The following is a 24131-nucleotide window of genomic DNA, read 5'->3' as shown; positions in this document are numbered from 1 at the left end:
AGAATCGTGACCGCATCAGCGCCTTTCTCAGGCGAACGCGTCCGTGATCAGGCGCTCCAGCGTTCGAATGCCGTCGCGCGACAGGATCGATTCGAGGTGCCCCTGCACCGATGCGAACGACGGCCCGCGCAGAGCATAGACGTCACCGGTCGCCGCGTCAGCAGACACCTCCGCTGCGCCTGCAGCGGTCGTTCCGGGGGAGACCCGAGCGGTGAAGGTGTTGTAGAAGCCGATCGAGGCGTCCTCACCGAACACCGGCACGACCTTCTGCAGGCCCTGGTGCGGCGAAGCCAGCGGCGCGAGTTCGATGCCGAGCTGGTCGGCCAGGATCTGGTGGCTGAGGCAGACCGCGAGCAGCGGCGCACTGTGACCCAGGCGGCGGGTGACGATCTCGTGCATGCGCGCTATGCGTGCGATCGTTGCATCACGAGGGTCGCCCGGGCCGGGGCCGGCGACGACAAGCTGGGCGGCATCGACATCCGCATCGGTCACGGCGTGCCAGGGCATGATCTTCGCGTCGAGTCCGAGGTGACGAAGCTGGTGGGCAAGCATCGTCGTGAAGCGGTCCTCGGCATCGATCACGAGCGCGCTGCGCCCTGCGAACGGTCCGGCGGAGCCGTCCTCCTGGGGATTCAGCCAGAACTCGGCCAGCCGTGAATTGCGAGAGGCGAGCAACTCGGCGACCTCGGGATCGTCGGCGAGGGAAGTCTCTGCTGCAGGAGCATCCGGGTCGAGTCTGGTCTCGGCGACGACGTCTCGAGCGATCGCGCCGATGGCGCCGAGCACTCCGGCCGCCTTGCCGTGCGTTTCGCTGACCTCGCCATACGGATCGGAGTGCCGCACGAGCGTCGCTCCGACGGGGACGCGGAGCTGTCCGTCCTCCAGATACACCGTGCGGATGAGGATCGGAGCGTCGACGTCGTGGCCGCCCTCGGCGTTCGGGGTGAAGAGCGCCGCGACGCCCGAGTAGTAGCCGCGCGGCTTGGTCTCGTGACGGCGGATGACCGCACAGGCGTTCTGCATCGGCGAACCGGTCACGGTCGGGGCGAACATGGTCTCCCGAAGGATGTCGCGCGGGTCGAGCCTGCTGCGCCCGCGCAGCATGTACTCGGTGTGGGTGAGCCGCGACATCTGCTTCAGGTGCGGCCCAGTGATCCGTCCGCCGTCGGAGCACACGGCGCTCATCATCTTCAGCTCTTCGTCCACCACCATGAAGAGCTCCTCGGTCTCCTTGGTCGAGGAGAGGAACTCGATCAGCGTCTCCTTGGTCGCACCTCCTGACGGATGGCGGAAGGTGCCGGAGATCGGATTCATGGTGACGATGCCGTCACGGGCGACGACGTGCGCCTCAGGGCTCGCACCGACGGCGATGTGACCCGGCGTGATGACGGCGAATGTCCAATAGGCACCCCGCTCGTGCGTCAACAGCGCGCGGAACCAGGTGAGCGCCGCGGTACGTTCGGCATGCACAGGGTCATCGGAGCCGAGATCGACAGTGGCGGTGTAGTCGCGGCGAATGACGAAGTTCGCTCCCTCCCCACGTCCGATCTCGTCGGCTATCACGCGGGTCACGACCTGTGCGTAGTCCTCATCGCTGATGTCGAAGCCGGCGTCCTTCAGTGGCACAGCATCCTGCGGCAGCGCCTTCACGACATCGGGAAGGGGAAGATGCTCGTGACGGTCGACGACCAAGCAGCGCAGCGGAGTACCGTCATCCTGTGCCTCGAAGCCGCGCTCGCGCACCTGACGGTACGGCACCATCGCGAAGACCTCGCGGGAGACGCCCTCGAGCGAGAGGGGGATGTCAGCGAGCAGATCGACGTCTTCGATGTCACCCGTGAGCAACTCGACGCTCTGAGCTCCGTCCCGTGCGATGAGCACGAAGGACGCGTCTGGATCCTGCACGAGTGCGGCGAGCAGGGCTGCGGTATCGGTCATCGAGGTCTCCTGTGCAGGGCTCCGGCTCGGCTCAACGAAAAGACCGCCCCGGAGGCGGTCTGGATTCGTGGGAACGCGAACACACCGCCTAAGAGGCGGGCCACCAGGTGAAATTCGCGAGCATGGGCCGAAACTATCACAATGCGGCCGCCTGCTCAGACGCCCCAGCATCCGAAACCTGCCGCATGGAGCCGGGTTCCAGCCTCCGGTCGCCGCGGCGGCGTAACCTGGGTACGTGCCTGCAGTGAATCTTGGGATGCCGCGCGTCCCCGAAGTCCTGAGTCCTCGACGCAAGTCCCGACAGATCAGTGTCGGAAAGGTGCTCGTGGGCGGTGACGCTCCCGTCAGCGTTCAGTCGATGACGACGACGAAGACGACCGACATCAACGCGACGCTCCAGCAGATCGCCGAGCTCACCGCCTCCGGATGCGAGATCGTGCGCGTCGCCGTGCCGCACCAGGACGACGCGGATGCACTGAAGATCATCGCGATGAAGAGCCAGATCCCCGTGATCGCCGACATCCACTTCCAGCCGCGCTACATCTACACCGCGATCGATGCCGGCTGTGGCGCCGTGCGCGTGAACCCGGGCAACATCCGCGAGTTCGACGGCAACGTCGGCAAGATCGCCGAAGCGGCCAAGGCTGCCGGGGTCTCGCTCCGCATCGGCGTGAACGCCGGCTCCCTCGACAAGCGCATCCTGCAGAAGCACGGCAAGGCCACCGCGGAGGCACTGGTGGAGAGCGCCGTATGGGAGGCATCGCTGTTCGAGGAGCACGACTTCCACGACTTCAAGATCTCGGTCAAGCACAACGACCCGGTCGTGATGGTCAAGGCATATCGCCTGCTCGCCGAGCGCGGCGACTGGCCCCTGCACCTCGGTGTCACCGAGGCGGGGCCCGCTTTCCAGGGCACGATCAAGTCGGCGACCGCGTTCGGTATCCTCCTGTCCGAGGGCATCGGCGACACCATTCGCGTCTCGCTGTCGGCTCCGCCCGCGGAAGAGGTCAAGGTCGGGCACCAGATCCTGCAGTCGCTGAACCTGCGCGAGCGCAAGCTCGAGATCGTCTCCTGCCCGTCGTGCGGACGTGCTCAGGTAGATGTCTATACACTGGCGGACAACGTGACAGAGGGCCTGAAAGACATGACAGTGCCGCTTCGCGTCGCCGTGATGGGCTGCGTCGTCAACGGTCCCGGCGAGGCCCGCGAAGCCGACCTCGGCGTGGCATCCGGCAACGGCAAGGGCCAGATCTTCGTCAAGGGCGAGGTCATCAAGACCGTCCCGGAAGCCGACATCGTCGCGACCCTGATCGAAGAGGCGAACCGCATCGCCGCCGAGATGGGCCCGGATGCCAAGACCGGCACGGCGCAGGTCGTCACGGTCTGATCCGGACAGCACGAAGGAGACGAAGTTGTCCGATACTCCGGCACCCGTGCAGAGCATGGGGGCGACGAACGTCACCTTCGCATCCGGTGCCGTCAGCGGCGAAGGCATCATCACACGCGTTGAGCGGATGCCGTCCGGCGCCGTGGTCGTAGTCGATGAGACGCCCTTCCATCCGGTGGATCACACCTGGCCGGATCAGCCAGGGGATGCCGGTGAGCTGAGCTCCGGCGATGAGCACGTCGCTGTCACCGAGGCAGTGATGGCGGCCGTCAGCGATGCGGGCGAGTTCGCACTGGGCGCGGGGATCCCGGTGAAGCGCGGCGTCGAGGGATGGACGTGGCTCGTCGCCCACCGCCTCGACCGCGAAGCGCCGGACTGGCTCGCAAAAGGTACTGAGGTGCGTCTTGAAGTCGATGCCCGCCGCCGCGCGGGGCTGAGCCGGGGACACACCGCGTGCCACCTCGCCTCGCTGGCGCTCGACCTTGCGGTTGCTGATCTGTGGCGCAAGGATCCTGGCACGGATGCGCTGGGCTCGCCTGACTTCGAGAGGCGCGCGAATCAGACCAGCCGCATCGACGAGGACGGCAGCGTCGACGAATACCGCCTCGGCAAGAGCCTCCGCAAAGCAGGATTCGACACTGAGACATTCGCCGGGTCTCTTGCTGAACGCGAGGATGCCATCAACGCGAAGCTTGCGGAGTGGGTGGCGTCAGGTGGTGCGAGTCGGATCGAGGTCGATGGACCCAGCATCATCGATCGTCGCCGCTGGCGCTGCGAACTGCCAGAGGGCGAGGCCGTGATCCTGTGCGGCGGCACTCACGTCGCTTCGCTTTCGGAGTTCTCGAGCATTTCGGTCTCGCTCGACGTCAGCGACCCGCAGCTGCTCGTGATGAAGACGTCGGTCACTTCCGCAGTTGCCTGAAGCGCCTCCCGCTACGGGGTACAGTCACCAGCCGCGCGCCGGCATCCCGCCAGTCGGCCGTCAACGACCCGTCACGGGTGCATCCGCTCCGGCGAACTCCACCTCGCCCTTGCCGATGTCCGAACGCACCAGGCGAACCGACACCGTGTCACCGGGCTTCGCACCCGCAGGCAGAGGAGCGGATGCCGTCACGGCAGGATCCGCGATCTGAATCGTGGCGCGATTCTCCCGAACCTCGATCACAGTGGCCTCGATCGTCGAACCGACCAGCGGTGCCAGCAGAGCAGCCTCCACGCGGTTGACGGTGTCGGCGTTCAGCCTGGAGGCGCGCTGGCCCGATGCCTGCATCAGCGCCGGCAATTCCTCGAGCGACTCGCGCACCCACGCGGGAACCTCTTCGCCGCGTGACACTGCGAGACAGATCGCGAGCGCCCAGCGATCCACCAGTCGCCGCAGGGGAGCGGTGGCATGCGCATACGGTGCCGCGATGGCCGCCTGCTCGATATCGGCGGGGACCGAGCCGTCGAACGTCACATAGCCCGCACCGCGGAACAGCGACGCCGCGGCCTCCAGAACCGGCTGCGTGAGCGGGTCGTCACGATCGAGAGAACGGAGGTACTCGCCGTACTCACCGTCCTTCCACGGCCGTCCCAGCGCCTCGGTCTGCAGACGGAATGCCCTGAACGCCTTCTCGTCCGGCTCCGGCATCGTGCGCAGTACTCCCACCTCGGCGTCGATCATCAGCGATGCCGCGGCCATCCCGGTCATGAGCGACAGCTGCGCGTTCCAGTCTTCGAGGGGGAGCGGATGCCGACGGTCGATGTCGTACGTGCCGTCATCGCGCTGCACGACCTCCGAATCGGGAAGGTTCAGGCTGGCGCCTCCGCGCTGCGCCTCGAGTTCCTGACGCAGTCCTCCGATCACGGGAAGCAGTGCAAGAGGAGACTCGTCGCCGCGGTCGAGCGCTTGCTGCGCACTCTCGTAGTCGAGTTGCGCGCGCGATCGGATGAGTGCGCGTTCCAGCCGGAACTCCGACACGACGCCGGCCTCGTCGAGCTCGAATGTCCACACGAGGGCTGGCCGGTCCTGCTCCGGCAGCAGGGACGCGCGATCCTCGCTGAGAACCCTCGGATGCAACGGGATCGACCCGTCTGCCGCATACAGGGTCTGACCGCGCTCACGGGCCGCGGCATCCACCGCCCCGCCGGGCGTGATGAAGGCTGGAACGTCCGCGATCGCGTAACGCACCTCGAAACCCGAGCCGCTTCGGGCGAGATGCATCGCCTGATCGAGATCCTTCGCGCCCAGCGGATCGAGTGTGACGAACGGGACGTCGCGCAGATCGAGATCGGGTTCCGGTGCGGTGGCGGCCTCGGATTCGGCCATGGCTTCCGGCGAGAACTCGGTGGGCGTGTCCAGGTCCTCGCGGAGCGCGGCGAGCGCGGCAGCGAGTTCGCTCTCGACGGCGGACGGAGCGATGTGTGATCGACGCTGAGGCATGACTTCAGCCTAAGCCGACCCGCGCCCGTGTCCGCGGTATTAGCGTTGAGCCATGACCACTGCAGACAAGGCTCAGAAGCTCGTCGACCTTTACAACGCACCGGAGATCCTCCGTGTCGTCAACGTGTGGGATGTGATCTCGGCGAAGGCTGTCGCCGACGTTTCGCAGACCACAGCCCTCGCCACCGCAGGGCACTCCATCGCCGCAACCTTCGGGTATGCCGACGGTCAGATCCCGCGCGAACTCATGCTCGACATGGTCGGCCGGATCGCGGCATCCACCGAGCTGCCCGTCTCCGCCGACCTCGATGACGGCTACGACGACGCGGGCGACACCACTCGTCTCGCGATCGCCGCCGGCATCGTCGGCGCGAACGTCGAAGACCGTCTGAAGCCGCTTGCAGAATCCGTCGCCGTCATGGCGGCGATCGTCAAGGCCGGCGAAGCGGAGGGCGTGCAGTTCGCGCTCAACGCCCGCACCGACGCCCTCGTGCGCGGCGGCGACCGCCCGATCGAGGCGAGCATTGCGGATGCCATCGAGCGCGGCCGCGCGTTCCTCGACGTCGGCGCGACCAGCGTCTTCGTTCCCGGCATCCTCGACACCGACGTCACGCGCCAGCTGGTCGAAGGCATCGGCGAGCGCAAGGTCAGCGTCATCGGCCTTCCAGGCGCCCTGACCGCCGCCGAGTACGAAGCACTCGGCGTGGCACGCATCTCGTACGGACCGATGATTCAGCGCGTCGCGCTCACGGCCGTGCAGGACGTGGCCAGTAGCCTGTACGCAGACGGCGTCATCCCCGCCAGCACCCGCGCGCTGAACTGATCGCAGCGCTGAACAGAAGTCCGAGAACGGGTGACCACGGTCACTAGACTTGACGCGTGGTCACTCGTCTCTCGAAATTCTTCCTCCGCACGCTCCGTGAAGACCCCGCTGAAGCGGAGGTCATCGGTCACAAGCTGCTGCTGCGCGCCGGGTACATCCGTCGCCAGGCCGCCGGCATCTTCGCCTGGCTCCCGCTGGGCCTGAAGGTCAAGGCGAAGATCGAGACGATCGTCCGTGACGAGATGGCGAACGCCGGCGCCCAAGAGGTGCATTTCCCGGCCCTCATGCCTCGTGAGCCCTATCAGGCCACCGGACGCTGGGATGAGTACGGCGACCTGCTGTTCCGTCTGCAGGACCGCAAGGACGCCGATTATCTGCTCGCACCCACGCATGAGGAGGCCTTCACCCTGCTGGTGAAGGACCTGTACTCGTCGTACAAGGATCTGCCGCTGACGCTCTACCAGATCCAGGACAAGTACCGTGATGAGGCGCGTCCTCGCGCGGGTCTGCTGCGCGGACGCGAGTTCACCATGAAGGACGCGTATTCGTTCGACGCCACAGACGAAGGACTCGACGTCAGTTACATGGCGCAGCGCGACGCCTACGAGCGCATCTTCCAGCGCCTCGGCCTGGAGTACGTGATCGTGCAGGCGGATGCCGGCGCCATGGGCGGCTCGCGCAGCGAGGAATTCCTGCACCCGACTCCCGTCGGCGAGGACACCTTCGTCCGCAGCGAAGGCGGCTACGCAGCCAACGTCGAGGCGTTCACCACTGCGGTCCCCGACGCCGTTCCGTTCGACGACGACGCCGCCGCCGCGACGATCTTCGACTCTCCGAACACCCCGACGATCGAGACGCTCGTCGCGCATTCGAACGCCGTACTCGATGGCGACTACACCGCTGCCGACACTCTCAAGAACGTCGTGCTGGCGCTGACGCACCTGGACGGCACTCGCGAACTCGTGATCGTCGGCCTTCCGGGCGACCGCGAGATCGACGAGAAGCGCGCTGAGGTCGCGTTCTCTCCCGCTGAGGTCACCACTGCAACCGATGACGACTTCGAGAACAACCCGCTCCTCGTGAAGGGCTACATCGGGCCCTGGTCGCCCACCGGCGCCGTGTTGGGTGAGGAGTCGGCCACCGGTATCCGCTACCTCGTCGACCCCCGCGTCTCTGAGGGAACCCGCTGGATCACCGGCGCGAACATCGATCAGAAGCATGCCCACACCGTGATCGCCGGCCGTGACTTCGAAGCCGACGGCATCGTCGAGATCGCGAACGTCCGTGACGGAGACCCTGCACCCGATGGATCGGGCCCCGTCTCCCTCGCGCGCGGCATGGAGATCGGGCACGTGTTCCAGCTCGGTCGCAAGTACGCCGAAGCGCTGGGGCTCAAGGTCCTCAACGAGAACGGCAAGCTCGTCACCGTCACGATGGGATCGTACGGCATCGGCATCACTCGCATCCTCGCGATCATCGCCGAGCTGCACAACGATGACAAGGGCCTGATCTGGCCGGCGTCGGTCGCGCCGTTCGACGTGCACGTCGTGGCGGCCGGTCGCGATCAGATCGCATACGACGTCGCCGAGAAGGCCTCGGCTGATCTCGAGGCCGCCGGGCTCGACGTGCTCTACGACGATCGTCCGAAGGTGTCGCCAGGTGTGAAGTTCGGCGACGCCGAGCTGGTCGGCGTCCCGCGCGTGCTCGTGATCGGACGCGGCGCCGCTGACGGCCAGGTGGAATTCTGGGATCGTCGCACGGGGGAGCGCGACACGCTCTCGCTCGACGACGCTATCGGGAGATTGACCTCCTGACATGAGCGACGCGCAGCCGGACCAACTCACCGCGGCGGTCGATGAGATCATGGCCGATGCCGGGATCACGAGGAACCGTTCGCTGATCCGACGGATGCTCAGCACCGGCATCCTGCTCGGCCAGGAGGACACCGACCGCCTCGATCTCAAGATCGCCTCGGCGGCGCTCGTCGAGATGCGCGATGCCTTCCGCCTGTTCCAGCCGTACGCCGACGTGCCGAAGGTCACGGTGTTCGGCTCGGCCCGCACCACACAGGACGACCCGCTGTATGTGCAGGCGCGTTCGGTCGCATCCGTGCTGGCGGAGCGCGGCTGGATGGTCGTCACCGGCGCAGGGCCCGGCATCATGCAGGCGGCCGCCGAGGGTGCGGGGGAGAAGATGGCGCTCGGCGTGTCGATCCGTCTTCCGTTCGAGGAGAAGCCGGATGCCGTCGTCGCCGATGACACGCACCGCGTCGAGATGAAGTACTTCTTCACCCGCAAGCTCATGCTCGTCAAGGAATCCACCGGCTTCATCTGCCTCCCCGGCGGCTTCGGCACCTTGGACGAGATGTTCGAGCTGCTGACGCTGCAGCAGACCGGCAAGGCGGAGCCCATGCCGATCGTGCTGCTCGACCAGCCGGGCGGCACTTTCTGGAAGGGCCTCGAGCGATTCGTCGTCGAGAGCCTGATCCCGGCACGTGTCATCTCGGCCGACGACTTCGACCGTGTGCTCGTGACCGACTCCGCCGAGGAGGCGGTCGCCGAGATCACCGGTTTCTGGCGCAACTACGACTCGTTGCGGTGGGCCGATGATGTGCTGGTGCTGCGGCTCAAGAACACGCCGACGGATGCCGAGATCGAAACGCTGAACGATGAGTTCGCGTCGCTGCTGGTCGGCGGTCGGATCGAGTCGACAGGAGCACTCCCGATCGAGCAGGCCGACCACGACCGCGTCGACCTGCCTCGACTCGCGCTGCGTCTGCGCCAGCGGGAGGTCGGTGGCCTCTACCGCCTCATCGACGCGATCAACGCACTCGGCTCCGCACGCTCCGACGGCTGACACCCTCGTCTGCTCGAGCGGGTATCGTAGTACGGTGCCGCGCGTGCAGGATGCTGCGGCGAGAGCTGAATAGGGAGGCCGTTATGGACATCGAATTGGGGCTGCTGCGCGGGATCGAGAAGGAGAAGGCGATTCCCTTCGACGAACTCGTCGCGATCATCGAGCAGGCCGTTCTGACGGCATACGGCAAGCACGTCTCGGAAGAGGGCACCATCCCTGAGGGCGTCCGCGTCGAACTCGACCGCAAGACCGGTCACGTGGCCGTGCTGCAGCCGGTCAAGGACGACGACGGCGCCATCATCGGTGAAGAGGACGCCACCCCTGACGACTTCGGCCGTATCGGAGCCTTCGCCGCCAAGCAGGTCATCAGCCAGCGTCTGCGCGACATCGCCGATGAAGCCGTGCTCGGCGAGTTCAAGGGCAAAGAAGGCGACATCGTCGCCGGCGTCATCCAGCAGGGTCCGAACCCGCGCATGATCCACGTCGACCTCGGCAGCGTCGAGGCCATTCTCCCGCCCGAGGAGCAGGTGCCCGGCGAGGACTACGCCCACGGCTCCCGCCTGCGCGTCTACGTCACCGCGGTCGCGAAGGGTCTCAAAGGACCGCAGATCACCGTCTCGCGCACCCACCCGGGGCTCGTGCGCAAGCTGTTCGCGCTCGAGGTGCCCGAGATCGCCGCCGGGCTCGTCGAGATCGTCTCGCTCGCCCGCGAAGCCGGTCACCGCACCAAGATCGCCGTCAGGTCGGACGATCCTTCCATCAACGCGAAGGGCGCATGCATCGGAGAACTCGGTCGTCGAGTGCGGGCCGTCACGGAAGAGCTGTCGGGGGAGAAGATCGACATCGTCGACCACGATCCCGATCTCGCCACCTTCGTCGCCCATGCGCTCTCGCCGGCCAAGGTCACGAGCTCGTTCGTACTGGATGCGAACACCAAGGCCGTGCGCGCTCTTGTGCCCGACTACCAGTTGTCGCTCGCGATCGGCAAGGAGGGCCAGAACGCCCGGCTCGCGGCCAAGCTGACCGGCGCGAAGATCGACATCCAGCCAGACAGCATCTTGGACTGACGGCGGGGGCTTGGAGTTGCCACCCACCGCCGCGGTGTAAGATGGAACCTGTACGAACGTGCGTCGGTTGTCGCGTGCGTGCTTCCCGATCCGCTCTTCTCAGAGTGGTTTCCCATGACGGCGTCCTCATCATCGATGAGCGTGCCGTGATGACAGGGAGGGGCGCCTGGCTGCATCCGACGCAGGAATGCATGGCTGCCGCACTGCGGCGCCGCGCTTTCGCACGAGCCCTCCGTGTGTCCGAACCACTGGACACGCAGACCATCGAGAAACGGCTGAATGGCTATGGAAACAAAGTGAACGGCTCGAAATGAGACCCGTCCGCAACTAGTGGTCTGCCCTGCCTGGGTAGACCGACCCAGACAGGAGAATTGTGGCTGCCAAACCACGCGTACACGAGATTGCCGCTGAGCTCGGCGTCGACAGCAAGTTCGCACTCGCAAAGCTGAAGGAGCTCGGCGAGTTCGTCAAGAGCCCTTCGTCGACCATCGAGCCCCCAGTGGCTCGCAAGCTCCGTGCGGCCATCGAGGCCGACAGTGCTTCCAAGCCCAAGGCTGAAGAGAAGCCTGCCGCTGCGGCGAAGCCCGCAGCCGCGAAATCCGGTGCGGCCAAGCCCGGTGCTGCGACGCCAGGGCCGAAGTCCCCGACGCCGGGCCCCAAGCCCGGCCCGAAGCCGGCGCCCGAGCCTGCACCCGCAGAAGCGCCGGCTGCAGAAGCACCAGCACCGGCTGCAGAAGCATCCGCTGCTCAGGCACCCGCTGCTGCCGAGGCTCCCGCAGCTGCGAAGCCCGTTGCGGATTCCGACGACAAGGGCGGCGCCCCCAAGCCCGGAGCCCCCCGCCCCGGCAACAACCCGTTCTCGTCCGCGCAGGGCATGGGCCAGCGCCCGGCCGGCCCGCGTCCGGGCAACAACCCCTTCGCATCCGCTCAGGGCATGGGCCAGCGCCCGACGCCTGGTAACATCCCGCGTCCGCAGGCTCCGCGTCCAGGAGCACCCCGCCCGGGCGCTCCGCGTCCGGGGGCCCCGCGTCCCGGTGCTCCGCGCTCCGGCGGTCCCGGTCGTCCCGGTGGTGCACCGTTCCAGCAGCGCTCAGGCGGCCCCGGTCGTCCAGGCGCCGGTGCAGGCGCACCAGGCGGCGGTCCCGGTGCTCGTCCCGGCGGCGGCTTCGCTGGTCGTCCAGGCGGCGGCGGTGGCCGTGGTCGTGGACCCGGCGGTGGAACCGCAGGCGCCTTCGGTAAGGGAGGCGGCAAGTCCAAGCAGCGCAAGTCGCGTAGGGCGAAGCGGCAGGAGTTCGAAATGCGGTCGGCTCCGGTCGTCGGTGGCGTCAACGTCACCCGCGGCAACGGAGAGATCATCCGCATGCGCCGCGGCGCATCGATCGCAGACTTCGCCGACAAGATCGAGACGCTGACCGGCTACACCGTGCAGCCCGGAACCCTTGTCACGATCCTCTTCAACCTCGGCGAGATGGCCACGGCCACCGAGTCGCTAGACGAGGCGACCTTCGAGGTCCTCGGCGAGGAGCTCGGCTACAAGATCCAGATGGTCTCGCCCGAGGACGAGGACAAGGAGCTCCTCGAGGGCTTCGGTCTCGATCTCGCCAAGGAGCTCGAAGAGGAGAGCGAGGACGACCTCGAGATCCGTCCGCCGGTCGTCACCGTCATGGGTCACGTCGACCACGGTAAGACGCGCCTCCTCGACGCGATCCGTCAGACCAACGTCATCGAGGGTGAGGCCGGAGGCATCACCCAGCACATCGGTGCCTACCAGGTGTGGACCGAGCACGAGGGCCACGAGCGCGCCATCACCTTCATCGACACCCCCGGTCACGAGGCGTTCACCGCCATGCGTGCCCGTGGTGCGCAGGTCACCGACCTCGCGATCCTGGTGGTCGCGGCCGACGACGGCATCATGCCGCAGACGGTCGAGGCGCTCAACCACGCCCAGGCCGCCGGCGTCCCGATCGTGGTCGCGGTGAACAAGGTCGACAAGCCGGACGCCAACCCGGCGAAGGTTCGTCAGCAGCTGACCGAGTACGGCCTCGTCGCAGAGGAGTATGGCGGAGACGTCATGTTCGTCGACGTCTCGGCGCGTGCAGGCACCGGCATCCAGGAGCTTCTGGACGCTGTTCTGCTCGCGGCCGACGCGGGCCTGGACCTCACCGCGAACCCGAACAAGTCCGCACGTGGAGTCGCCATCGAGGCGAAGCTCGACAAGGGACGCGGTTCGATCGCGACAGTGCTCATCCAGTCCGGAACGCTGCGCGTCGGTGACTCGATCGTCGCAGGCACCGCCTACGGCCGAGTCCGTGCGATGCTCGACGAGAACGGCGAAGCAGTCGACGAGGCATACCCGTCCCGTCCGGTGCAGGTGCAGGGTCTCAACTCGGTGCCGCGCGCCGGTGACGTCTTCATCGTCACCGAAGAGGACCGCATGGCTCGCCAGATCGCTGAGAAGCGTGAGGCCGTCGAGCGCAACGCCCTGCTGGCCAAGGCTCGCAAGCGCATCTCGCTCGAGGACTTCACCCGTGCTCTCGAAGAGGGCAAGGTCGAGACGCTCAACCTCATCATCAAGGGTGACGTCTCCGGTGCCGTCGAGGCGCTGGAGGAGTCGCTGCTCAAGATCGAGGTCGACGACACTGTGCAGCTGCGCATCATCCACCGCGGTGTGGGTGCTGTCACCGAGTCGGATGTGAACCTGGCGACGATCGACAACGCGATCATCGTGGGCTTCAACGTCCGCCCCGACCCCAAGGCCCGTGAGGCTGCGGCTCGTGAGGGCGTGGATGTCCGGTTCTACTCGGTCATCTACTCCGCGATCGATGAGATCGAGAGTTCACTCAAGGGCATGCTCAAGCCGGAGTTCGAAGAGATCCAGTCCGGTGTCGCCGAGATCCGCGAGGTGTTCCGCTCCTCGAAGTTCGGCAACATCGCCGGTGTCATCGTGCGATCGGGAACGATCACGCGAAACGCCAAGGCTCGCATCATCCGCGACGGGGTCGTGCTCGCCGATGGCCTCGCCATCGAGTCGCTGCGCCGATTCAAGGATGACGTCACCGAGGTGCGCACGGACTACGAGGCCGGTATCGGCCTCGGCAAGTTCAACGACATCCAGATCGGCGACGAGATCGAGACCACCGAACTGGTCGAGAAGCCTCGCGGCTGATCTGATCAAATATGAGGGGCGCCCACGGGCGCCCCTCATTCGTCACACGGAAGAAGAAGGAAATGGCTGGAGAACGACAGGCACGCCTGGCGGATCGGATTCGCGTCATCCTGGCGGAGCGTCTCGAGAAGGGCCTGCGCGACCCGCGGCTCGGCTTCGTGACCATCACCGACGTCCGCGTCTCCGGTGACCTGCAGCACGCATCGGCGTTCTACACCGTGCTCGGCACCGACGAGGAGAGAGCATCCAGTGCTGCGGCACTCGCCTCTGCGACCGGCATGCTGCGCAGCGAAGTCGGAAAGCAGCTGAGCACTCGTCTGGTGCCGACCCTGGAGTTCATCCCCGATGCGCTTCCGGAGAACGCCGACAACATCACTGCGCTGCTTCACCAGGCGCAGATGCGAGACGCCGAGGTGGCCAAGCTCGCATCATCAGCCACGCACGCCGGCGACGCCGACCCGTATGTGCGCGCCGATGAGGACGACCAGCAGTAGTCCGCCCGCCGGTCAATGCGGCAGCCGGAGCGACTGCTCCGACGCCTCGGCGAGTCCGTCTGCGATCAGGGAATCGATCGCGCGGTCGCGCTGTGCGCCGTCCCGCCAGTCGTGAATGACCTCATCGAGCGGCATCTCACCGGCATCCGAGTGGCGCAGCGCCTTCAGCACCGCGCCACGGGCCTGCCGATCCGAGCCTTCGTATCGCGCCTGCCGCCGGCGTCCGTCGCCGGTGTCCGGGCGTCCGGATGAGAGCCACGTGCACTGCGTCGCCAGTGGGCACACCTCGCACTTCGGCGCGTGCGCAGTGCACACCGTCGCACCGAGTTCCATCATCGCGGCGTTGAAGACCGCCGACTCGTCGTCGGCGTGCGGCAGCAGCGCATCCATAGCCACGAGATCACGGCGCGCGGCCGGCCCCGGTTGAGACCTACCGTCCACGGCGCGTGCGATGACGCGACGCGTGTTGGTGTCGACGACCGGATGCCGGTCGCCGAAAGCGAACGCTGCGACCGCCCGAGCCGTGTAGTCGCCGATGCCCGACAGCGCGAGCAGAGCGTCGACGTCCCGTGGGACGTCCCCACCGTGACGCTCGGAGATCTCGATCGCGGCGCGGTGCAACCAGAGTGCGCGGCGGGGGTAACCCAGATTCGCCCACTGCATCACGACCTCTGCCGGCGTCGCAGTCGACATCGCGGTCGGTGTCGGCCACCGCCCGAGCCAGGCCTCGAGATGAGGGATCACCCGGTTCACCGGTGTCTGCTGCAGCATGAACTCGCTGACCAGCGTTCCCCATGCACCGAATTGCACATGGAACTCGGGCCGGCGCCACGGGAGATCCCTGGCACCCGAGCGATACCAGTCCGCGAGCACCGGAGACAGGTGCGGGGGAGGTGTCGAGATGGCTTGCACCTCACCAGCCTATGTCGACGGACACGGCGGCGATCTTCATCGGTCGCGGGACCGACACGGCGATCAGACGACTGCCGCAGTCTCGGTAGGCTGGGGGGATGGTCGCACCCGGCATCCTCCTCGTCGACAAGCCCGGTGGGCTCACCAGCCACGATGTGGTCGCGCGTACGCGTAAGGCGTTCGGCACACGCAAGATCGGGCACGCAGGCACCCTCGATCCGATGGCGACCGGTCTGCTGGTGCTCGGCATCGAAGGCGCCACCCGGCTCCTCACGTACGTCGTCGGCGCCGACAAGACCTACGTGGCGACGATCCGGCTCGGGCAGGCGACGGGCACGGACGACGCAGAAGGCGAGATCACCCGCGCAGCAGACGCCGCCGACGTCGATGCAGTGGCGGGCGAGCAGATCCGCGCCGGGATCGCCGCGCTCACCGGCGAGATCTCCCAGGTGCCCAGCGCTGTGTCTGCGATCAAGGTCGATGGTCGTCGGGCCTATGACCTCGTTCGCGCCGGCGAACAGGTGGAGCTCAAGGCGAGGGTGGTCACGGTCTCGAGATTCGACGTCATGGATGAGCGTCGCGGTGACGGTCTCATCGATCTCGACGTGGTGGTGGACTGCTCATCGGGCACATACATCCGTGCACTCGCCCGCGACCTGGGGGATGCGCTCGGCATCGGCGGACACCTCACCGCTCTCCGCCGTACGCGGATCGGACCTTTCGAGGTCGCGGGCGCCGTCGACATCGATTCCCTTGCCGAGGCGGAGACGCTGACGCCCGCGGCAGCGGCGTCGACCATCATGCAGCCGCTCGAGGTCTCTGCAGACGATGCACGAGACCTGCGGCACGGAAAGCGACTGGGAGATCAGGCCGTCAGACTCGAAGGTGCTCTTGCCGCGGCGATCGATCCCGAAGGCGGACTCGTCGGGATCGTGCAGAAGCGCGGCGGCGACCTCAAGAGCGTCATGAACATGCCGGAGGCGCGATGATCATCTGGTTCACCACGTTGCAGATCGTGGTCGCCGTGGCAACCGGCGCGTTCTGCGCGATTGCCGGCCTCGCGGGCCGGCGTCCGAGCGACTTCTCCGTCGGCGCGCTCGCGCTCGTCGAGGTCCTGCTGATCGGGCAGATCGTCATGGCGATCGTCGCGCCGTTCGCCGGAAACCCGCCATCGGGCGATCCGCTGGAGTTCTGGGTCTATCTCGTGTCGGCCGCATTGCTGCCGATCGGCGGTGTGATCTGGGCGCTGCTCGAGCGCAGCCGCTGGAGCACCGTCATCCTCGGCGTCATCGCCCTCGCCGTCGCCATCATGCTCTGGCGGATGCAGGTGATCTGGACCGTGCAGGTCGGCTGAGCGTGCGGCCATCGAGCATTCCTCGCGCGCTTAGAATGGAGGATGCTATGAGCACCACTGCAACCCGCAATCAGATGACCGGCATAGGCCGCGTCCTCGTCATCGTCTACGCCGTGATGGCGCTGGCTGCCACCGGCCGCAGCTTTGTGCAGATCGTGCGGAAGTTCGACGAGGCGCCATTGGCGCACTCGCTCTCGGCGATCGCCGCCGTCGTGTACATCCTCGCGACGCTGGCACTGGTGCTCGCCGGCCGACGCGGCTGGTACACGGTGGCCTGGGTCGCGATCGTCTTCGAGCTGGTGGGCGTGCTCGTGGTCGGGGTGCTGAGTCTTGCAGTTCCAGAGCTGTTCCAGCACGACTCGGTCTGGTCGGTGTTCGGCCGCGGCTACCTGTTCATCCCGCTGGTTCTGCCGATGTTCGGCATCTGGTGGCTGCGCACGCATCGCCCTGTCGATGCGGCACGCACCGCGGAGGTGATGGCGTGATCGTCTTCCGCGACCCGAGCGAGGTGCCGGCCGATTTCGGTCCCTCAGTCGTCGCGATCGGCAAGTTCGACGGCGTGCACGCCGGACACCGTGCGGTGATCGAGCGTCTCATGGCGGATGCCGCGGCATCCGGGGCCCGCGCCGTCGCGGTCACGTTCGACCGGAACCCGCTCGCGCTGCTGCGACCGGAGATCTGCCCGGAGAACGTGGTCTCGGTGGAGCGAAAGCTCGAGCTGCTCGGCGAACTCGGACTCGAGGCGACGCTGCTGCTGACGTTCGATCGCGAACTGGCCTCGCGCACGCCGGTCGAATTCGTGGAGATGATCCTGGTCGACGCGCTGCACGTGTCCACCGTGCTCGTGGGACGCGACTTCCGGTTCGGGCACAAGGGAGCGGGCACCCCCGACCTCCTGCGCGAGCTCGGGCCGCAGTACGGCTTCACGGTCGACGTGGTCGAGGACGTGTACGTCGAGGGCTCCGAGCGCCGCGTCTCATCCAGTTGGATACGCGAACTGCTCGCCGAGGGTGATGTGAACAAGGCCGAGGCGGTCCTCGGGCGCTCGGTCGACGTGCGCGGCGAGGTCGTGCACGGACTCAAGCGCGGGCGTGAGTTGGGCTTCCCCACGGCGAACCTGTCGGCGAGCGTCGATTCGCTCGTGCCGGCGGACGGCGTGTACGCGGGATGGCTCATCGATCACGACACGGCCGTGCGGTACCCGGCGGCAGTTTCGGTCGGGACGAACCCGACCTTCGACGATGTCCTGGTGCGTCAGGTCGAGGCGCATGTGCTCGATGAGGACTCCCTCGACCTCTACGGGCACGACGTCACTGTGGAGTTCACCGAGCGCCTTCGCGGCATGGTCGCATTCGAGGGCATCGATGCGCTCATGGCGCAGATGGCGGCCGATGTGGTGGCAGCTCGCGCCCTTCTGACGGGTGACGTGCGGGCATAGTCGTCCGCCGAGCGATGATTTGCCGCGAGAATGACGTAAACTTCTCGCAGAGTCGTTTTCAGAGCGCGCCACACCGGCACCAGGAGAACGACCGCACAACGTTCGCACGGTCCTGGCTGGCGCCACACGCGGACGACTCGTACGGCACGAACCGACCTTCACGGCGGTTCGGTATTCACGCTCAGGAGGAGCATGCCGACTACGGCAACCGCCGCCACGCGGCGCAAGAAGACGTCACGTCGTGATGACGACGCCCCGCTGATCCCGATCCTCGCCCGCAAGGTGCGCGAGATCGAGGCCAAGGCTCAGCGCGGAAAGCTCGGGCCGACGAACCGGGTGAAGTTTCAGGTGATCGCCTTCCTGGTGCGCGAGGAGCGCGCCAGAGTGAAGACGGATGCCGCGTTCGTGGACTCGACACGCGCCGAACTGCTCAAGCGGCTCGACGGCGTCGCGACGATCCTCGCCAAGACCGCCGCGCGCGACACCTCTCTCATCCAGTTGCTCGAGGCGGACTCGGCCACCAGCCCGGTGGCCAAGCGCATGCGTCGCGACTGGTTGCTGGAGTCCGGCGCCGAGCTCGCACCGGAAGAGCTCATCATCACCGACATCGCGCCGGTGCAGGCCCCCGTGGTACCGGCGGCACTGGCCGAACGCCAGGTGATCCCGGCCGCGGTGGAATCACGACAGCTCGCGAACCCTTTCCTGGCACCCGACCTCACGCCTCGGCGCCAGACGGCCCCGCGGCGCAGGCTCGACGACTGGGAGCTGATGGGCCCTCTGTACAAGGCGTTCGAGACAGGTGCAGGCGGGTCGGCAGCGACCATGGAGCTCCCGCCGACACCTGAGTACGACCACATCTCGCCCAGGGGCCTCGAGGTCATGGTGCACCAGTCGCGATTCCTCGAATCCGTGCGTGCAGGTCACCGCAGCTTCCTCCTGGCGGACGAGCCGGGCCTCGGCAAGACCGCGCAGTCGGTTCTCGCCGCATCCATCGCCGATGCATACCCCCTCCTCGTCGTCGTGCCGAACGTGGTGAAGATGAACTGGGCTCGCGAGGTCGAACGCTGGACCCCGCAGCGCAAGGCCACCGTGATCCAGGGCGACGGTGCCGATATCGACGCGTTCGCCGACGTCTTCATCGTGAACTACGAGATCCTCGACCGTCACCTGTCGTGGCTCAGTTCGATCGGGCTCAAGGGCATGGTCGTGGATGAGGCGCACTTCATCAAGAACCTCTCCTCGCAGCGTTCGCAGAACGTGCTCGCGCTGGCTTCGCGCATCCGTGAGCGCTCCCACGACCCGCTCATGATGGCGCTCACCGGTACGCCGCTGATCAACGACGTCGAGGACTTCGACGCGATCTGGCGTTTCCTCGGCTGGACCACAGGCGACAAGCCAGGCGTGGAGCTGATGGAGAAGCTCGATGCCACCGGACTCACACCCGCAGACAAGTCCTTCTACGCCGAGGCGCGCGATGCCGTCATCTCGATGGGTATCGTCCGACGCAAGAAGAAGGACGTCGCCGCCGACCTTCCGGACAAACTGATCGCAGACCTGCCCGTGCAGCTGGACGACGAGTTCGGCCGCGGCATCCGACAGGCCGAGCGCGAACTGGGGGAGCGGCTGGCCGCGAAGTATCGTCGCATCCTGCAGGCCCGTGGCGATCGAGGGCTGGAGCCCGGTGGGATCGACGAGGACATCGTCCGTCTCGTGGCGCACAATGAGCTCGAGGAGTCGAAGGCCGCGGGAACCGGCGGAGACAACGTCTTCACGATGGTCCGCAAGATCGGTCAGGCCAAGGCCCAGCTCGCGGCGGATTACGCCGCCCAGCTTCAGCGGTCGGTCGGCAAGGTCGTCTTCTTCGCCAAGCACATCGACGTCATGGACCAGGCCGAGGCGCACTTCAGGGCATCCGGCATCCGCTACGTCTCGATCCGCGGCGATCAGACGACACCGGCACGACAGCAGGCGATCGACGACTTCAACGCAGACGAGAGCGTCGGCATCGCGGTGTGCTCGCTCACCGCCGCCGGCGTCGGTCTCAATCTGCAGGCGGCGTCCAACGTCGTCCTCGCAGAGCTGAGCTGGACCGCCGCAGAGCAGACGCAGGCGATCGACCGCGTGCACCGCATCGGGCAGGACGAGCCGGTCACGGCATGGCGGATCATCGCCGCGCACACGATCGACACCAAGATCGCCGAGCTCATCGATCAGAAGCAGGGCCTCGCGGCCAGGGCGCTGGACGGCGAAGCGGTGCTCGAGACCCCGAGCGAGTCCGTGCAGCTGGCGGCACTCATGCACCTGCTTCGGCAGGCGCTCGGCGACTGACGCGCGGAAGCGTCGCGGCGGAGGGTTAAGAAACACGGTTCTTGAGCGTCGTTTCCGGGTGAATCAGCGACGTTCGCAGAAGATCGGCATGCTCGCGCTTCCGGCGCTGCAAGATCATCTGTTTTCGCGACCCCTGGAATGGCATCCGCCGGTGATGCCCACTAGGGTCGAGAGCAGGCAGCGTCGCCCGTCCCCCTCCCGAAAACGTCTGAAGGCACCAGCATGAAGATCGGCATCCTCACCAGCGGCGGCGACTGCCCCGGACTCAACGCGGTCATCCGCGGCATCGTGCTCAAAGGCACGACTTCGTACGACCTGGAGTTCGTCGGAATCCGCGATGGGTGGCGCGGCGTCGTCGAGGGCGATTTCATGCCTCTCACGCGTCACGAGGTCAAAGGGCTCTCCAAGGTGGGCGGGACGATCCTCGGAACCAGCCGCACCAACCCCTATGAGGGCGAGCGCGGCGGCGCGGAGAACATCGCCAAGACGCTCTACGGCCACAAGATCGACGGGATCGTCGCGATCGGCGGCGAGGGCACTCTGGCTGCGGCGGACCGGCTGGCCAAAGACGGGCTGAACGTGCTCGGCGTGCCCAAGACGATCGACAACGACCTGCGCGCGACGGACTACTCATTCGGCTTCGACACCGCTGTGAACATCGCGACGGATGCGATGGATCGCCTGCGCACCACCGGCGATTCGCACCAGCGCTGCATGGTGGCCGAGGTCATGGGCCGCCACGTCGGCTGGATCGCGCTGCACGCCGGTATGGCGGCCGGTGCACACGTGATCTGCATCCCCGAGGTGCCGATGTCGATCGACGAGATCGCCGAACTCGTCACCAGCGCACACGACCGCGGCCGGGCGCCGCTCGTCGTCGTGTCGGAAGGCTTCAAGCTCGAGGGCATGGACGAGGCGTTCAGCGACAAGGGCATGGACGCGTTCAACCGTCCGCGCCTCGGCGGGATCGGCGATCAGCTCGCCCCCGCGATCGAGCGCATCACCGGCATCGAGACCCGTGCGACGATCCTCGGGCACATCCAGCGCGGCGGTTCGCCGTCCGGCTTCGACCGGGTGCTCGCGACTCGTCTCGGCCTGCATGCGGCTGACGCGATCGTGGAGGGCGCCTGGGGCAAGATGGTCGCGATGAAGGGGACCGACATCGTGCGAGTGCCGTTCGAAGAGGCGCTCGGCGAGCTCAACACCGTTCCGCGCTACCGCTACGACGAGGCTGCCGCGCTGTTCGGCTGACAGCCGCGAAGCACTCAGGCTGCGCACAGGCGGCCCACAGGAGCGACGAAAGCTCACCACCTATCGTCGGTTCGATGATGCGCGCCGATTCACGTCTTCCGCACGGCAGGCACTTCGCCCTCACGTGGGGGATCCGCGACCACTACGGCGGCATGACGAACGCCATGCTTCGTCGCTCGCGATCGTTCAGGCGGATCGGCGGGGTCGATGTGGACATCCTCACGCTCGACGATCGTCCGGACTATGCCGAGCTCGATGAGCGCCTCCGCGCTGCGGGGGAGCTGATCGACGGGCTCAGGATCCGCAACATCTGGGATGAGCTGCGCCGGCGCACGCCGCCCGCGAAGGGCACTGACATCGACCCGGTGGCGCTGCTCGTACCGGCCGACGATGACGTCGTCCACGAGCGCGACGGCGTGGTGCTGTCGAGACGGCGCTCCAGGGCCGACGGCGCGCCGACAGCAGTCGATCGGTTCCGGTCGGACGGAACCCTTCTCGCCACCGAGCGAGCAGACACCCCGTCGCGCCGCATCGTGTTGTACGCGGAGGACGGCACTCCCGTCCGTGCATGGAAAACGAGCTGGACTCTCTACCGCTGGTGGTTCGACCGTCTGACCGCCGGCAAGACGAGCTACATGCTGGTGGACTCGAAGACCGCTGCGCGCTGCGTCGCCGGATACCGGAGAGAGAACGTGACGACCGTGCACATCGTGCATGCATCGCACCGGCTCGGTGGACGAGCAGAGACGCTGCGATCGTCGCGTGCCTCAGTGCTGCGTCGCGCGGGGGACTACGACGACATCGTGGTGCTCACCGAGAGGCAGCGCGACGACCTGGTCGACGATCTCCGGGCATTCGATGTCACGGCCAGGGTCCGTGCCATCCCGAACGAGGCGGAGTTCCTGCCGCATTCCGGACGACCGCGTTCGAACACGTACGGCGTCGTCGTCGCGTCGCTCGAGACCCGCAAGCGACTCGAGCACGCAGTGGATGCCGTCGCCAGGGCGAGGGAACTCGATCAGCGGATCGAGTTCGACGTCTTCGGCGACGGCCCTCGCGAGAGTGACATCCGCAGACGTGTCAGGACGCTCGGTGTCGAGGAGCACGTTCGTCTGCGCGGCTTCGACCCCGAAGCACGCGGCGTGTTCCAGGTGGCCGGATTCAGCCTGCTGACATCCACGTCCGAGGGGCTCCCGCTGGTGCTGATCGAGAGCATGGCGGCGGGCTGCATCCCGATCGCATACGACATCCGGTACGGACCGGCCGACATGATCCGCGACGGTGTCGACGGCTTCGTCGTTCCGGAACGGGACATCGAGAAGATGGCGCAGCGGATCGTGGAGCTGCAGTCGATGCCTGCGGCCAGGATCGAGGCGATGCGCAGACGTGCGATGGCCAGGGCCGCCGAGTTCTCAGACGTGGCGGTGACTCGTCAGTGGGCGCGTGAGCTGCGCTCGGCATTCGACGCGAAGCGGATCGAATCCGCGCGGGAGCTGCCGGTGCGGGTGCGACTGCGCCGACGTGCAGGGGTTCTGCGGCGACGGATCCAGTGGATGACAGGACGCTGATCAGGCGGTGCGCGGCTCCAGTCGTTGAGCGACGTACCCTCCGACCCGTCGCGCGATACGGTGCGATGGACGCTCGGCCCACCGGTAGAACGCGGCGGCGACGGCGAGCGAGACCGGCACGCCGATCAGGCATACCAGCCACCACTGCTCGCGTCCGAGCAGATAGCCGAGGGTGCCGAGGATCGGCGCGTGCACCAGGTACAGGCTGAAGGAGACCTTTCCCAGCCAGAGCGCGGTCGGTCGTTCGCATCCGCGGCGCAGCCTCGGCCACACGATCACAAGCAGCACTATGAGGGCGGCTCCCACACCGGCGAGCCCCCACAGCACATCGGCGATGCCGGAGTCGTTTTCGACGAAGGGCCGTGCAAGCCAGCTGGCGATGAGCAGCACTCCCGCGAGCACGGCCAGAGCCGGCCACAGCATCCGCGTGTGCACACGCTGTGCGAAGGCGCGGATGCCATCGAGATTGATCGCGATGATCGTGCCGAGGAGGAACACGGGGAAGTACACCAGTGCATCCATCTCAAGCATCCTGCCCGCGACGGTGGCACCGGCGGCGAGGGCCGCGAGATAGGGACTGGCCCGCCGGAATCGGATCGCGATCCACACGAACACCGGCAGCAGCAGGGAGAAGAACAGCTCCCAGCGCAACGACCACAGCACGTTGTCGATGTCGTAGGACTCCCGCAGGAGCGACGCCTCCGTCAGAAGGGAAACCGGAGTGACCGTGGTCGCCTGTGCATCTCGCAGCCATGTCCCGGTCGGCATCGTCGCCGGATCGCGGGGAATCGCGATGATCAGGACGGCCGCGAGGATCAGTGCGCCGAAGACCGGCAGGTACAGCCGCAGCAGGCGCGACGGGTAGTAGCGCGTCCACGTGAAGTCGGAGCGCAGTGCGGGCAACGCGACGACCAGACCGGACAGGGCGAAGAACACCAGCACCGACTCCGTGCCGGGAAACAAGATCTTGAGCGGACTCTGCGTCAGCCACGCCCACGTCGTCTCGCTCAGCTCGGGTCTGGCGATGAGGGTGAGGTGATAGAGCACGACGGCGAGAGACGCGAATCCTCTGAGCCCATCGAGACCTGTGATTCTGGCGGAGGTGTCGGACATCCCGCGCCATGCTA

General features: G+C 66.9%; 20 protein-coding genes. 16 read left to right on the top strand and 4 right to left on the bottom strand.

Going from position 1 to position 24131, the window contains the following annotated elements:
• Positions 1-27 precede the first annotated feature (27 nt).
• Entirely contained in the window at positions 28-1938 is a 1911-nt protein-coding gene (locus J1M43_RS10120) for an anthranilate synthase family protein (protein WP_206476599.1), read from the bottom strand.
• 235 nt (positions 1939-2173) lie between these two features.
• Between J1M43_RS10120 and ispG the strand changes: the two genes are divergently transcribed.
• Positions 2174-3325, top strand: a complete 1152-nt coding sequence (gene ispG, locus J1M43_RS10115; RefSeq protein WP_188436842.1) for a flavodoxin-dependent (E)-4-hydroxy-3-methylbut-2-enyl-diphosphate synthase — start codon at positions 2174-2176, stop codon at positions 3323-3325.
• Positions 3326-3350: 25 nt separating this feature from the next.
• On the top strand, positions 3351-4247 hold the full coding sequence (locus J1M43_RS10110; protein ID WP_234000149.1) for a hypothetical protein: 897 nt from the start codon (positions 3351-3353) through the stop codon (positions 4245-4247).
• Between the two features lie 60 nt (positions 4248-4307).
• Here the strand turns inward: J1M43_RS10110 and J1M43_RS10105 are convergent, their stop codons facing one another.
• Entirely contained in the window at positions 4308-5747 is a 1440-nt protein-coding gene (locus J1M43_RS10105; protein ID WP_033104637.1) for an RNB domain-containing ribonuclease, read from the bottom strand.
• A gap of 52 nt (positions 5748-5799) precedes the next feature.
• Between J1M43_RS10105 and J1M43_RS10100 the strand changes: the two genes are divergently transcribed.
• The 7 genes from J1M43_RS10100 (at position 5800) to rbfA (ending at position 14153) form a co-directional block, all read left to right on the top strand.
• Complete coding sequence (locus J1M43_RS10100; RefSeq protein WP_033104636.1) at positions 5800-6570, top strand: isocitrate lyase/phosphoenolpyruvate mutase family protein; 771 nt, start codon at positions 5800-5802, stop codon at positions 6568-6570.
• Between the two features lie 56 nt (positions 6571-6626).
• Complete coding sequence (locus tag J1M43_RS10095) at positions 6627-8384, top strand: proline--tRNA ligase (protein WP_033104635.1); 1758 nt, start codon at positions 6627-6629, stop codon at positions 8382-8384.
• 1 nt (position 8385) lies between these two features.
• Positions 8386-9426 carry a TIGR00730 family Rossman fold protein gene (locus tag J1M43_RS10090; protein WP_033104634.1) on the top strand — a complete coding sequence of 347 codons (1041 nt, stop codon included), beginning with the start codon at positions 8386-8388 and terminating at the stop codon, positions 9424-9426.
• Between the two features lie 83 nt (positions 9427-9509).
• Positions 9510-10493 (top strand): transcription termination factor NusA, encoded by a 984-nt coding sequence (gene nusA / locus J1M43_RS10085; RefSeq protein WP_033104633.1) that lies wholly within the window; start codon positions 9510-9512, stop codon positions 10491-10493.
• Between the two features lie 41 nt (positions 10494-10534).
• Positions 10535-10807 carry a YlxR family protein gene (locus J1M43_RS10080; RefSeq protein WP_052166648.1) on the top strand — a complete coding sequence of 91 codons (273 nt, stop codon included), beginning with the start codon at positions 10535-10537 and terminating at the stop codon, positions 10805-10807.
• A gap of 59 nt (positions 10808-10866) precedes the next feature.
• Positions 10867-13659 (top strand): translation initiation factor IF-2, encoded by a 2793-nt coding sequence (gene infB / locus J1M43_RS10075; RefSeq protein WP_206476598.1) that lies wholly within the window; start codon positions 10867-10869, stop codon positions 13657-13659.
• A 62-nt stretch (positions 13660-13721) separates the two neighbouring features.
• Complete coding sequence (gene rbfA / locus J1M43_RS10070) at positions 13722-14153, top strand: 30S ribosome-binding factor RbfA (RefSeq protein WP_033104631.1); 432 nt, start codon at positions 13722-13724, stop codon at positions 14151-14153.
• Between the two features lie 12 nt (positions 14154-14165).
• Here the strand turns inward: rbfA and J1M43_RS10065 are convergent, their stop codons facing one another.
• Entirely contained in the window at positions 14166-15065 is a 900-nt protein-coding gene (locus tag J1M43_RS10065; RefSeq protein WP_307823386.1) for an A/G-specific adenine glycosylase, read from the bottom strand.
• 98 nt (positions 15066-15163) lie between these two features.
• On the opposite strand from J1M43_RS10065, the gene truB reads away from it, so the two are divergent.
• From truB to J1M43_RS10030, 7 genes are all read left to right on the top strand, one after another.
• Entirely contained in the window at positions 15164-16054 is an 891-nt protein-coding gene (gene truB / locus J1M43_RS10060; RefSeq protein WP_033104630.1) for a tRNA pseudouridine(55) synthase TruB, read from the top strand.
• Positions 16051-16419 (top strand): hypothetical protein, encoded by a 369-nt coding sequence (locus J1M43_RS10055; RefSeq protein WP_206476597.1) that lies wholly within the window; start codon positions 16051-16053, stop codon positions 16417-16419. Before truB ends, J1M43_RS10055 begins: the two co-directional genes overlap by 4 nt.
• A 47-nt stretch (positions 16420-16466) precedes the next feature.
• Complete coding sequence (locus tag J1M43_RS10050) at positions 16467-16904, top strand: hypothetical protein (RefSeq protein WP_374058522.1); 438 nt, start codon at positions 16467-16469, stop codon at positions 16902-16904.
• Complete coding sequence (locus tag J1M43_RS10045; RefSeq protein ID WP_206476596.1) at positions 16901-17857, top strand: bifunctional riboflavin kinase/FAD synthetase; 957 nt, start codon at positions 16901-16903, stop codon at positions 17855-17857. Before J1M43_RS10050 ends, J1M43_RS10045 begins: the two co-directional genes overlap by 4 nt.
• Before the next feature lie 192 nt (positions 17858-18049).
• Positions 18050-20185: a DEAD/DEAH box helicase gene (locus tag J1M43_RS10040; RefSeq protein WP_206476595.1), complete on the top strand. Its 2136-nt coding sequence runs from the start codon at positions 18050-18052 to the stop codon at positions 20183-20185.
• 222 nt (positions 20186-20407) lie between these two features.
• Complete coding sequence (locus J1M43_RS10035) at positions 20408-21436, top strand: 6-phosphofructokinase (RefSeq protein WP_033104625.1); 1029 nt, start codon at positions 20408-20410, stop codon at positions 21434-21436.
• A gap of 74 nt (positions 21437-21510) precedes the next feature.
• Positions 21511-23004 (top strand): glycosyltransferase, encoded by a 1494-nt coding sequence (locus J1M43_RS10030; protein ID WP_206476594.1) that lies wholly within the window; start codon positions 21511-21513, stop codon positions 23002-23004.
• Here the strand turns inward: J1M43_RS10030 and J1M43_RS10025 are convergent, their stop codons facing one another.
• Positions 23005-24117: an acyltransferase gene (locus J1M43_RS10025; protein ID WP_033104623.1), complete on the bottom strand. Its 1113-nt coding sequence runs from the start codon at positions 24115-24117 to the stop codon at positions 23005-23007.
• Positions 24118-24131: the final 14 nt, after the last annotated feature.

The organism is Microbacterium sp. KRD172, from assembly GCF_017168295.1.
GTDB lineage: Bacteria > Actinomycetota > Actinomycetes > Actinomycetales > Microbacteriaceae > Microbacterium > Microbacterium profundi.
Note: the sequence above shows the minus strand (reverse complement) of the source record. Positions and strands in the feature narration are given on the sequence as shown.